The organism is Acinetobacter yuyunsongii (genome assembly GCF_041021915.1).
In the GTDB taxonomy this organism is placed as follows: Bacteria; Pseudomonadota; Gammaproteobacteria; order Pseudomonadales; family Moraxellaceae; genus Acinetobacter.
Genome location: NZ_CP157436.1, coordinates 77941 through 89624 on the forward strand (window position 1 = coordinate 77941; position 11684 = coordinate 89624).

Below are 11684 nucleotides of genomic sequence, written 5' to 3' on the forward strand. Positions count from 1 at the left end.
TAAGAAAGCGTTTCATTCCGTAGACGGTAAATATTCCGCTAACTGTATCCATCCCACTTACGGAATTAGGCCAGTGACCTACCTCACCAATACCGATATATTCCACTATCGGTATTGAACCGTGCGCCGTGTTTAACCAGATAGTATCTATTGTTCATCACGATCAAGCTCAAAATTAGGAATTACAGTACGAATAATGCTAATCGCATAAGCCATTACATCATCTTCATTGTTGAAAAATTTTGGATTGATATACGGCGATATGTGTGGATTTGAAATACCATCAATTTGTTCAAAGTCTACATCACCCCAATTATTAGAGATGGATCCGGAAATTTGAACAACTCCTATAAGTGATACTCTGCTCCTCAAATGATGTTATAAACATCAATATATGGAGTATTTTATGGCACGTAGACCAAGAAGAAATCATTCAAACGACTTTAAGGCTAAGGTAGCACTTGCTGCGATCAAAGCAGAAAAAACACTTGCTGAATTGAGTTCTGAGTTTGATGTTCATCAAAACCAAATTATTGACTGGAAAAATCAATTGATCTCAGCTTCCTCACAAGCTTTCGATCAATCAAAAGCTCCATCAGAACCTCCCATTGATCTTAAAAAGTTACATGCAAAAATCGGTGAGCAGGCATTAGAAATTGATTTTTTAGAAGGTGTGTTGAAGAAACTGGGCCGCTTCAACCACAAAAGTTAATCGATCACTCACTTCAGATTTCAGTATCTAAACAAGCTAAGTTACTGAAAGTCTCTCGTGGTTGTTATTATTATCGCCCAAAACCTGTTAGCTCATCAGATCTGAAGCTGATGCGATGTATTGATGAATTACATATGCAATATCCTTTTGCAGGCAGTCGTATGATGCGTGATTTGTTGAATCGTCAAGGGCATCATATAGGACGACGTCATACACGTACTTTAATGAAGAAAATGGGTATTCAGGCGTTATATTGCAAACCAAATTTAAGCCAGGCTAATCAAGCTCACCGTAAATATCCATATCTGCTCAAAGGATTGGCTATTCAGCGCAGTAATCAAGTGTGGTCTACTGATATAACGTATATCCCTATGGCAAAAGGCTTTGTTTATTTATGTGCTGTGATTGATTGGCATAGCCGCAAGGTACTTGCGCATAGGGTATCGATTAGTATGGAGGTGGATTTTTGTATTTCGGCTTTAAATGAAGCGATTGAAAAATATGGATCACCTGAAATATTGAATACAGACCAAGGCAGTCAGTTCACCAGTGATGCATTTATTGATGTATTGAAATCAAATGGCATTCAAATCAGTATGGATGGTAAAGGTCGATGGGTAGATAATGTGATGGTTGAACGATTATGGCGGAGCGTTAAATATGAAGAGGTGTATCTCAAAGCTTATAGCAGTGTCACAGATGCGAAAAAGCAATTGAGTGCATATTTTGAGTTTTATAATCTGAAACGACCTCATTCGAGTCTAGACAAAATGACACCAAATGAGTTTTACTATGATCAGCTACCCCAACAAAACAAGGTGGCTTAACTAGAGCGGAATATCACTTATAAATACGCTTTTAGTTGTTCAAACAAGTGGAACCACCTCTATTCTCAACAAACCAACGTCCATCCTCACATTCTGCAACAAGAATTTCTTTTAATTCTCTGCCAATATGTTCATGGTTAATTGTATTGAAAAGTTCATGTGTATTAGTTTTCATAAAATTTACTTTGCCTTATTAGCAAATGACAATTGCCGAAACACCAACGGCGTAAACATTTATTCCGTTATCGGTCTTAAATCCATTACCTGAATTAATTCCATGATCGGTATAACTAACAGCTAACGGTATCAACTGATTTCAATGCGCCGTGACTGGCTGCGTCACTCATAATTTCCGAAGACGGTAAAAATCTATCATCGGAATGATTGATACGTGCATCATTCACTACTTATTTTTTTTAATCTTCTTATATAGAGATTATTAATCACCAATCCCCCCGTAAAGAAAGATAAGATGAGTCCGAGCAGAATCAATAAATAGTTTATATCTATATTTAATGACATAAGAATCACTAAAATAACAAATACAACTAAACCACCGATAAAAAATTGTTTATGGATTTTGGCTGCAAAATCTAGAATATTATTCATTTTGATTCTCAATGTTTAGCCCGTGCATTACGACCACACACGTAACCCTCCTCATAAATCGCTTTCAAATTACCATCGTAATGAATAGCATTTGATTCAAGGCCGTTATTCCCTGCTCTATAGCCCATGTCATAAGAACTTGATTCTTTACGGCAATCGCAACAAATATCATCTGATTCATCACACATGATGCAACCAAATGAGATTTCACCAGAAAGATTATTTCTATTAATCATAAGCTGATCCTTGAACATAAAACTTTCATTAATGAAAGTTAATTTGCGCCGTGCATCAGCTCAATTACTTCTTGCAGCCTAGCCAAATAAAGTTTAGTCACTGCCTTACCGTGCGGATCATCACCAAGATCAGAATCTTGCAAATCAGTTAGATAATTAGAGACTGCCACACGGAGTGCAACTGTTTGAGCATTTGTCAATTGAACACCATTAATACTTACTAATGGTTCGGGTTCTAAATTCACCTGAATTCCTACCTAGATAATTTACTGATTAAGAGTAATCTATCATATTTTTAAAAAATACATATATTCATTTTTTAAAAATCATAAAAGACCATCTAAGTAGTCTTCAGACACAACTTGATTAATTAACTCTTGATCCGACATAGGCGTTTTGCTTTGCTCCAATACCGCCTCACGTACTCGAACCATTTCAATACTTGAACGAGATGGCCTGTAATAAGGCAACTCCCCCCATGCTCGTCCTGCCCTACCATAATGTCTTGAAGCAGTCTCTATACTTGCATGTCCAAACCATGCAGCAATTTCATCAAGCTTCCACTTGGCTTTCTTTCGATTAGCTACGGCTTGATGGCGTGTGCTGTAAATAGTTGCGTTCGCTTTATTTGCCTCTATTTCCTCAACCAAGCCTTGCTTTTTATTTTTATAGAACTCATTACATATACGATAAAGCTTGCTTTGGAGTGAATCCATATAGGCTTGGCATAACGCATATTGGATTGCGCCGTGCTTATCCACATAACTTTCAATCACTGCTGTATTTAATGCCTTGAACAAGACGGCGTTATTTCCGTTCTCGGAATCCAAACCGTCTACTGTATTTCCACCAGATACGGTATTCACTGAATCATCGTGCGCCGTGTCTAGTTGCTTAAGTTCTGGACTGATTATTTCATTTTGACTGATAGTTTTGGATTGACTGATAGTTTTGGATTGACTGATAGTTTCAGATCGGCTGAAAGTTTTATCGCTTTGTTGGGAATCAACTTGCCCATTACTTCCGTCTACTGGATTTTTACCGTTGTCTGGATTTATTCCGTTGTCGGTATCTCCTAGACCGTCCTCGCCGTGCAATTTTCTTCCGCTTTCGGTATTGCTTCCGTCTACTGGATTAATTCCGTTAATGGTATCTGTACCGTTGGCGGTCACTCCTTGCAGCTCAGAACGCCGTGCGCTATTTATGGCTGCGTCACCTATTGTTCTATTTTGTGCGCCGTGATTGGCTACGTCACCTGCAATTCCGTCACCAGTATTAATTCCGTTGATGGTCTCTCCGTTATCGGAAGACCTATTCAAAATATCGCCGTGCGAACCTAGACCATGTATTCCGTCTTTGGTTTTAATTCCGTTAATGGGATCTCCGTTGATGGAATCACCACTCAAATTATCGCCGTGTGCCTCTGACCCATTTATACCGTTAGTGGTCTTTGTTCCGTTAATGGGAACTCCGTTATTGGGATCTTCGTTAATGGTGGTTCGTTGGCTATTCACACCATAATATTCATATAAAAACTCATCAGGTTCTCTACTAGATATATAGAGTTTGTATTGCTCACCTGTATCTGCACTTAGTTGGCTAAGTATCTTTCGAGCTTTGTTTTCTAGTTCTTTGTCCAGTAGCTTCTTAAACCCTAGAATTATTCTTAACTGGCTTTTTAATTTTTCACGATCATCTTCAAGCAGATCCAGTATCCGTATTTCACCATTCGCCCTACCATTTGAATGCTTGCCATTATCGACAACTAAACATAAGCACTTCTTTTCTACATCACATGCCAATCTTAAACTTAGCCACTCTACAGGTCTCAAGCCTAGTAACATATTAGCTTCAAGAAAGCACTTAAGCATCACACCCAATTTAGATCCTATAACCTCGTTTTGCGTCTTCCCAACATGCTCATAGAGGTCTCTAGGAAAATATTTCAGTTTGCTGCTACTGGATCTTTTCGGTTGCTTTTGATCTGTATTAATACGCTCTACATTTTTCAAACTTTCAAAAAAACGTGCTGCTTTGGGCAAAGATAAGATTTTATTTCCTGTTCTACCCTGATCCAACAGGATTACGCTCAATCTGTAAATGACAGCAGCTCGATACTGCCTAAAGGTTGAGTCTCTATACTCATTATTAGAATATTCAGCTATGAGGTTATTAACCACATTATTCATGGCTGCTTCTGGATTATTGACAATATTATCTTTTTCGCCGTATTTGATTAATAATTTATTCCAAACGTTAGTATATCTTAAAGCAGTTCTATTTGAATAATTTTGCGCTCGTTCAACGAGTCCTTTAATACTTTTTGGATACGCTTGTGCTTTAATATCATATTCTGAGTTTACGGTCATATTTTGTTCTACCTTAAGCCAACCAGTGATCTTAATGTTCAAAAAATTGAGCTTCTCATGCGCCCAATCATCAATCGTTTCAAAATAGTTATAGGCTCAAAAGACAGTCAATTTATCAACTGCTCGCTCGTTACCCAATTTTTAATCTACGATTGCTTGCACAATCATACCTAAGATTACTTAAAAAAAGTATTCTTTGTTCTCGAATCATCTGGTATCACGGTTACGCAAAAAAAATTATTTTCTTTTTTATTATTTGCATTGGTTTAAAAATTAAAATTCAACTTGAATAACTTATAAATTTTTATATTATTACTTTAATAAATTTATTTTTTAAAATATCAGAATAACTGATTATAAAATTGAGACTTAAGAGATCAATCAATAATTATTAGAAATATTTATATTTGTATAATTGTTTCATTCTAATTTCTTATTAAAATTAAATTTAATTTGTCCTTGATTGCCCCTTATTGTTCTCAAAATTCAGTAACGAATAAAATTTTGGTTTCTATTGAACGTTAATTGCATTGTTCTGCTATACAAAAATTATAAATGGCAGAGATTTCGCAAGTATTACGCCTAAGATTTCAATGTTGCGTACCTAATTTCGAGTTTTTTGAAATAAATTGACATGGTTTTGAGGTCATAAAGTATCGAAGAAAACACCATGAGCATTTGATATGCCATACTTTTAGGTCAAAGATTTTTATTTTTTAATACTATATATTTTTTAAAATTTAGAATTTATACTTAGCTTACCAAGATGCTCGGTTGCACTTGGCTAACAATTATAGAATCAAAAATGGTGTACACATGAAAAAAGTACCAATGTCCATGTTGAAGCTCTTTTCAACATTCTCAGTAGTATTAGCATTAACAGGCTGTCAGAGTTACTACTATGTACCCTCACCAAAATTTGATGTTGAATCACCATTAGGTGTATTAAGTAAAGCTGCTCAGGATGCTGTAGCAGAACAACAGACTTACGCCCTGACTCAACGCCAATACTTAGATAACCTTGCCATCACTAATTCAAACATCAATAAAGATGTATTGGTTGTGGACTTTGTAGGGGATTCACAAACTCTACTTCAAAGTGTGGCTTACAGATTTGGTTATCGTTTCATTGAAGCAGGCAACATTCGCCAACTACCTATTGTCAATTTCCATAAGCGCAAAATGACAGGTGCAGATCTTGTAAAAGATACAGCACTCCAATTAGGTAACGCTGCAACTGTTGAATTTGATTCGCAGTCTAAAACCATCACATTAATCCATCGTTAAAAGGGGGATTCGTAATGGCTGACTTACCGAATTATCAGTTCTACTTAGAACAAACGCCAATTATTGTTTCTCAATCAGATTCAGCAAAACAAGCTGAAAATACAGCTCGTGTTGAAGCGATTCAAACGATTGTACGAGAAGCTGCAACCCGTAACGCTCTACGTGCTCGTCTTCAAGAAATTTCAAATGTTGTTAAAGCGAACGACCGCAAATTAGATACGGTTTATAACTTTCAACCTTTAATGATCAATACAATTGTTGTACCGCCTGTCATTGTTGAGGCACACAATATTAGTGATGTAGGCAATGCACGGACTTTCTCCGTCTTGGGTACACGTTACGAAATTAAAGAGAATGCCCGTTTTTCTCATTTACCACCAAACTGGAGAGACTATCTAAACTTTAATGTTGAGTCTTATCAGGTGGGAGTGGATTCATTACCTAACGAACTTAAACCGAAGAACCAACAGGAAAAGAAAGCATTTCAAAATGCTATGGATCGTGGAATAGAGGATGGTGTCAAAGAAGCTGATGCCATCTTTTCACATCAGCTTAACCGTTTAAATCAAACTTTTATCGGGATGCTGAAGTTCCATCAATTCCGAATGAACGGAAAAATAACGATGCCTGTAATTGCGAGAACAAACATTTCTCTCGCAGGTGGTGGAAATGCCCTGATGCTTAATCAGTCAAACTTCCAGATTACCGAGTTACCTCGATTCGTTAATGATCCATCGTATTGGAAAGCCAATACTCTTTCGATTGTTTCACGGTCAGAAGTTAAACAACCTGTCCAAACTTCTACAGTAAGTGAATCTGATACCCCTGTAGCTATCGAGACTCAATAGTATGGATAATAGTATGCCTACTGAACTGCCTGAACAGGAAGTAATTGATATTCCTGATAGCTATTATCAGTCAGGGAATGTAGCTACGATTCCTGAAAAAGTGCTCAAAAAGCATGGTTATGAAATGCTTCTGCATGACACCATCCGTGTTGATAATTTTGAACTTACATCTGAAACTGATGTACGAAAAATTTTAACCATTGCCGAGCACTTTAAAGCCAGTGATATTTTTGCCTTGTCTGGTCGCCCTATTCTTATTCGTAGATATGGCAGGCTCTATGCTCTGACATATACGAATATTAAAGGGATCGAATTAGATTGTTTCCTCACAACGATTAATGGTTCTGAGGCACTTTCTTCAATTAGACGAGGCATTGGCCTTAATTTCGCTTACTCATGCTCCTTGTTCGACCCTAACTCCTCTGAGGGTATAGGAGGATTTGTGGCAGAAGATAGTGAAAATGGTAATACCAACGTTATTGCTGTTGACCGCAATAAAGTTGTATTCCGCTGCAATATTTCTGCATGTATGGATCTTACGGGAAATACCTCATTCCAGATCGTAATGCGCTTGATCCCATCAAAGCCACCGAAATATTCAGATATTGGTGTTGAACTAGAATACCTACTGAAGTGTATCCCTCGTATTGGTATTGTTTACATGGCAGGTGAAACAGGTTCGGGAAAATCTACAACTCTTTCTTCATTCATCCGCTACATACTTGAAGAAGATACTCACATTCAAGGCAACATCATCACAATCGAAGAACCTATTGAGTTCCGTTATAACGAGATTCAAAGTAGACATTCGGTTATTTCTCAAAGCCAAGTACCAGAGCATTTTTCTTCTTTTGCCCTCGCTGTAAGAGAAGCTATGAGACGTAAGCCTGCATTATTGTTGGTAGGTGAATTACGGGATCAAGAGTCATTTTCTGCTGCAATTGAACTGTCACAAACAGGCCACCCCGTACTTTCTACTGTTCACAGTAATGATGTGGCAAATATCTTACCTCGTATTTTGGCTCTTGTTCCAAAAGAGCAGCAAAACCGAAAACTCACAGAAACAATCGCTACAGCTCATGCCTTAATTGCTCAACGTCTGGTTGAAACTATTGATGGTAAACAAATGGCTGTAAGAGAAACATTGTTTATGACCAAAGATTTCAGAAGCAAGTTACTTGACATAGCAATTAGTGATGATGGTTTTTCGGGTGTGGTTAAAGAAATACGCTCAGTTATGAATCAGCCAACTGGTACGGCATTTTCATCACCTAATTTTGAAGTACAGGCTCATAAACTACTTGCTGAAAATAGAATTACGCAGGCAGGTTTTGATGCACTACTTGCATAGCATAGGAGAGTTTAATGGAAGAAAAAAATAACAGTTATATGGATTGGGGTAAGACAAGGCTCATTCCTCAACTTTATAAAATCAACGTTTTAGTACTGTTTTTCATTGTTCTTGGTGCAATGTTCTTCAATAAAGTTAGCTTTATTTTATATGGAGCGATCATTGCACTACCTATTTGCTATTGCATCGAGAATATTTGGAAGATCCCCTATTCATTCGTATTTCAATACATTCGGTGTTTCCTATTTGGGAAAGTTAAGACACCAAAAAGAAGATAAGATTTTAAGACATTGGAGAATTATATGAGTAAATCATTAGTTGTTGGCGTGGACGATGGCCATGATGGAATTAAGATCTACAATGGCGAGTTAGCTATTCAATTCAGAATGCCCTCCCGTGTGGCCATTGGTGCAACAATCATGGGCGATCCCGATGATGTCAATAGAAAGATTATCAGCGTAAATGGCAATAAATACACTGTTGATGAGTTTTGTTCAGAGCACATTGACACACGTACCGAAGATTATCCAGTCAGCGAAGCCAATATCGCACTTGTATATCAAGCTTTAGATAAAGCATTCGGTAAAGATTATCGTGATTTTAAAATTGCTACTGGCCTACCTCTAAACCGATTCTATGGAGGTCAGGATGGTACAAAAAATGTTGACTTAATCAAAAATAAAACAAACAACCTAATGATTAATCTACGTGATAAATCAGTCTTTAACTTATATGAAGCTTCTAACAATTTAGATCCAATTTCCATTTCTAAGCACATTGTCTTATCTGAAGCGCAATGCGCCTACTTTGACGCACTAATGACAGATAAGGGGAAAAAAACTGATTTGTATGATGACTTATTTGAGGGAGGATGTGCCGTAATTGATATTGGTGGACGAACCACTGATATTGCCGTAATTAATCCTCAAGGTGGAACTATGCAAACTTCACGTTGTGGAACACTTGATGTTGGCATCATTACTCTTAAATCAATACTCAATCAAAACATTAAAGCTAAATTGAAGATGTCATCAGACATATCAGACTGGCGATTAAACAAAGCTTTAGACAGTGGTACGTTATCGATTGGCAAAGAGAGTCACGATGTATCAGACTTAATCTCTCAAGCTAAAGACAAAGTTATCGAGCAGATCATCAATAAAGTTAAAGTGCATGTAAGAGACGGAAAGGATCTAGGTGCAGTTCTGCTTGTTGGTGGCGGTTCTATCACGCTAGGTGAACAACTTACCAATAAACTTGAATACAACAACATACAGATCGTAAAAGACCCTGAATTCGCTAACGCTAGAGGCATGTATAAATGTGCTGCGTTTATGGCAAGAATCTAACTTGAGGTGAAGCCATGCCTCAACCTCACAGATTAAGAGTTTCGGTTAGTTTAGACAAATTGCCAACAAGACAAAGGGAATTTCTTTTGTCCTTTTTAAAGGTCAATAATTTTGATGCAGGCAAATTATACAGTCACCTAATCTATTACTTTTTCACTCATCCCACAAAAAGTTCAGTTAGTAATATCGTGGGTTTTCTTGGCAGCAGCAAAGATAAAGTGACACTTAATTTTAATAGTGAAGTAATGGTCAAATTTTTATCAGAACGCAATCAGACGGATAGAGAAATCTACTGTCTGTCAGCACTGTATGAAATGTCAAACTATCTGGCCTACATGATCTCGCAGTACTTTACAGCTTTGGAGATCCGCAAAGATCCAATTGCCACCGCAAAATTAGAAAATGAAGTTTTCCAATTAGGTTGTGGATCTTTTCTAAATCTATTCATTGACCTAATGAGAGATGAGGAATTCAAACGGAATACTATTGTTATGAGTGCAAGCTTTAACCACGAAAATCTACAAACCGCTTTGCTGATTAATAGTTATACAGAGCAACTTGATTCAGAAGAAATTGTTGCTGTGCAGCAGATCCACTTAGAAGAAACCAAAACAGAAAATGATGTCACTCCATCAGATGACTGGAATCACATCTCTATTGCTTAGGGTTTAGGTAAACCATGAATCAACATAATCACAGAACCTCAGATTCAAGTACAGATACATTGATCATCGTAGGTGCAATTATATTCGTCACTGTGGGCTTCTTTTGGGGAGCATGGCACTATGGCAGTGTAGCTATAGTTAAAATTACTCGAACTCTATTTGGTATCATTGAACTTCCATTTTGGTATTTGCAGCTATTAATTAAGAAGATCACCAATAGTGATGCTTCAATATTGAATTTTACAACCAATACAATCAGCAAATTGTGTTATCCAGATCCCAACCATTACTTAAACCCTTTAATGAATTGCACAGTCAATATAAAAGCAATTCCTTTTAACTTTTACTATATCAACAATCTGTTTCCATCTATGTTGATTGCAGGAGCACTGATTGGATATGTCTGGTACAAACATAGTAAAAACCTTGTTGATATTCCAGACACCCGTTACGTCAAAGACCACGACCTTGAATCGTTAATTCTCGAATTAAGCGTGCTCTACCCTCACCTTAAATACATTTCATATTTCGTTCAATCGAAAGTTCCAAACGATAAAGGCTTTTACAGATTAATGCTTTCTCCTAGAGAGTTTGTTCTGGAGTACAAGCTCGTTTCTGGTTTTAGAAAGTATGAAATTGAGTCAATTGCAGATTTCAACGATGAACAGAATTTTGGTTCTTCACCCAAAGATGATGTGTATCCGTTACTTGATGAAAAGCAATTTGAAAAGGAAATGTATATCCAGTTAGGAGATTTATTAAATTCTCCAAAGGATTTGACGGACGGGGAAATTAATTTATTTGCTATCTTCCTGCCAGTAGCATGTGCCACTGATGAAAATATGTCTGATAAAGAATTTAAGTCGATCTTGAAAAATAAGGATCAAGTTTTAGATTATTTTTGGCATGTAGCCTACAAACAGTTAACCACTGATAAAAAGTTTATCAACCCTCAAAATCTCAAACCTAGAAGTTACCAGTCATTTAACCGAAAAAAACTGGAAAAAACAGTTTCTAAATATTGGAATCATCCTGTCGCTCAAGAAATTTTCAGCCAACATGCTTATGCGAGAACAGCTCTGATCGCCACAATTTACAGAGCCAGAATGTTGGGTGTAATTGCACCCTGCGAATTACGTTGGTTGCGTATGTATGACAGAAATTTATGGGCTTTGGTGCAAAGCGTAGGTAGACCAAGTGTTTTCGTTGAACAATTAGCAGCTTTCTCTCATTACACATCAGAATGCTATTACAAAAGAAAGAAAGTATCTCCAGACTTCAGTTATGGATGGCTTGGCCTCAATGAAGCTCTTAAGCGATACAAATACAAACAGCCTGATATATATCTCAATCACCACACCCCACAAATTGAATCAGCTCAGGCTTTGGATTCAGTAAAAATCACCACAGCCTCATCATAGAAATATTTAT

The 11684-nt window shown here is 37.0% G+C and carries 11 protein-coding genes; 7 read left to right on the plus strand and 4 right to left on the minus strand.

Translation table 11 applies throughout. The features are described from left to right. Positions 1 to 406: 406 nt before the first annotated feature. Positions 407 to 1539, plus strand: a protein-coding gene (locus tag ABLB98_RS14605) for an IS3-like element ISAba14 family transposase (RefSeq protein ID WP_225530522.1) whose coding sequence is annotated in 2 segments (ribosomal slippage) — positions 407 to 659 and positions 659 to 1539 — 1134 coding nt in all. Because the reading frame shifts where the segments join, the coding sequence is not laid out codon by codon here. Positions 1540 to 1935: 396 nt separating this feature from the next. On the opposite strand, the gene ABLB98_RS14610 is transcribed toward ABLB98_RS14605, so the two are convergent. From ABLB98_RS14610 to ABLB98_RS14625, 4 genes are all read right to left on the minus strand, one after another. Further along, on the minus strand, positions 1936 to 2148 hold the full coding sequence (locus ABLB98_RS14610; RefSeq protein WP_044424297.1) for a hypothetical protein: 213 nt from the start codon (positions 2146 to 2148) through the stop codon (positions 1936 to 1938). 8 nt (positions 2149 to 2156) lie between these two features. Then, positions 2157 to 2384 carry a hypothetical protein gene (locus ABLB98_RS14615; protein WP_369028939.1) on the minus strand — a complete coding sequence of 76 codons (228 nt, stop codon included), beginning with the start codon at positions 2382 to 2384 and terminating at the stop codon, positions 2157 to 2159. A 38-nt stretch (positions 2385 to 2422) separates the two neighbouring features. Continuing rightward, a complete protein-coding gene (locus ABLB98_RS14620) occupies positions 2423 to 2629 on the minus strand; it encodes a hypothetical protein (protein WP_129264279.1) in 207 nt (68 codons plus the stop codon). 81 nt (positions 2630 to 2710) lie between these two features. Continuing rightward, positions 2711 to 4753 carry an integrase gene (locus ABLB98_RS14625; RefSeq protein WP_348883514.1) on the minus strand — a complete coding sequence of 681 codons (2043 nt, stop codon included), beginning with the start codon at positions 4751 to 4753 and terminating at the stop codon, positions 2711 to 2713. 816 nt (positions 4754 to 5569) lie between these two features. Here ABLB98_RS14625 and ABLB98_RS14630 point away from each other — a divergent pair. From ABLB98_RS14630 to ABLB98_RS14655, 6 genes are all read left to right on the plus strand, one after another. Continuing rightward, positions 5570 to 6040 carry a DotD/TraH family lipoprotein gene (locus ABLB98_RS14630; protein WP_044424294.1) on the plus strand — a complete coding sequence of 157 codons (471 nt, stop codon included), beginning with the start codon at positions 5570 to 5572 and terminating at the stop codon, positions 6038 to 6040. A 14-nt stretch (positions 6041 to 6054) separates the two neighbouring features. Continuing rightward, the gene (locus ABLB98_RS14635; protein ID WP_061403616.1) at positions 6055 to 6888 is read left to right on the plus strand and encodes a type IV secretory system conjugative DNA transfer family protein; all 834 of its coding nucleotides are present in this window, start codon (positions 6055 to 6057) and stop codon (positions 6886 to 6888) included. A 13-nt stretch (positions 6889 to 6901) separates the two neighbouring features. Then, positions 6902 to 8239 (plus strand): ATPase, T2SS/T4P/T4SS family, encoded by a 1338-nt coding sequence (locus ABLB98_RS14640; RefSeq protein ID WP_225761876.1) that lies wholly within the window; start codon positions 6902 to 6904, stop codon positions 8237 to 8239. 302 nt (positions 8240 to 8541) lie between these two features. After that, positions 8542 to 9588, plus strand: a complete 1047-nt coding sequence (parM, locus tag ABLB98_RS14645) for a ParM/StbA family protein (protein WP_227552800.1) — start codon at positions 8542 to 8544, stop codon at positions 9586 to 9588. 14 nt (positions 9589 to 9602) lie between these two features. Beyond that, positions 9603 to 10253 carry a hypothetical protein gene (locus tag ABLB98_RS14650; RefSeq protein ID WP_348883517.1) on the plus strand — a complete coding sequence of 217 codons (651 nt, stop codon included), beginning with the start codon at positions 9603 to 9605 and terminating at the stop codon, positions 10251 to 10253. Positions 10254 to 10267: 14 nt separating this feature from the next. Continuing rightward, on the plus strand, positions 10268 to 11674 hold the full coding sequence (locus ABLB98_RS14655; RefSeq protein ID WP_240016376.1) for a hypothetical protein: 1407 nt from the start codon (positions 10268 to 10270) through the stop codon (positions 11672 to 11674). The last annotated feature ends 10 nt before the right edge of the window (positions 11675 to 11684 follow it).

Bases quoted from the DNA above. Each gene is read 5' to 3' on its own strand.
- ABLB98_RS14615 (WP_369028939.1), bottom strand. From the start codon at position 2,384: ATGATTAATAGAAATAATCTTTCTGGTGAAATCTCATTTGGTTGCATC.
- ABLB98_RS14640 (WP_225761876.1), top strand. From the start codon at position 6,902: ATGCCTACTGAACTGCCTGAACAGGAAGTAATTGATATTCCTGATAGC.
- ABLB98_RS14610 (WP_044424297.1), bottom strand. From the start codon at position 2,148: ATGAATAATATTCTAGATTTTGCAGCCAAAATCCATAAACAATTTTTT.
- parM (WP_227552800.1), top strand. From the start codon at position 8,542: ATGAGTAAATCATTAGTTGTTGGCGTGGACGATGGCCATGATGGAATT.
- ABLB98_RS14635 (WP_061403616.1), top strand. From the start codon at position 6,055: ATGGCTGACTTACCGAATTATCAGTTCTACTTAGAACAAACGCCAATT.
- ABLB98_RS14655 (WP_240016376.1), top strand. From the start codon at position 10,268: ATGAATCAACATAATCACAGAACCTCAGATTCAAGTACAGATACATTG.
- ABLB98_RS14650 (WP_348883517.1), top strand. From the start codon at position 9,603: ATGCCTCAACCTCACAGATTAAGAGTTTCGGTTAGTTTAGACAAATTG.
- ABLB98_RS14630 (WP_044424294.1), top strand. From the start codon at position 5,570: ATGAAAAAAGTACCAATGTCCATGTTGAAGCTCTTTTCAACATTCTCA.
- ABLB98_RS14625 (WP_348883514.1), bottom strand. From the start codon at position 4,753: ATGACCGTAAACTCAGAATATGATATTAAAGCACAAGCGTATCCAAAA.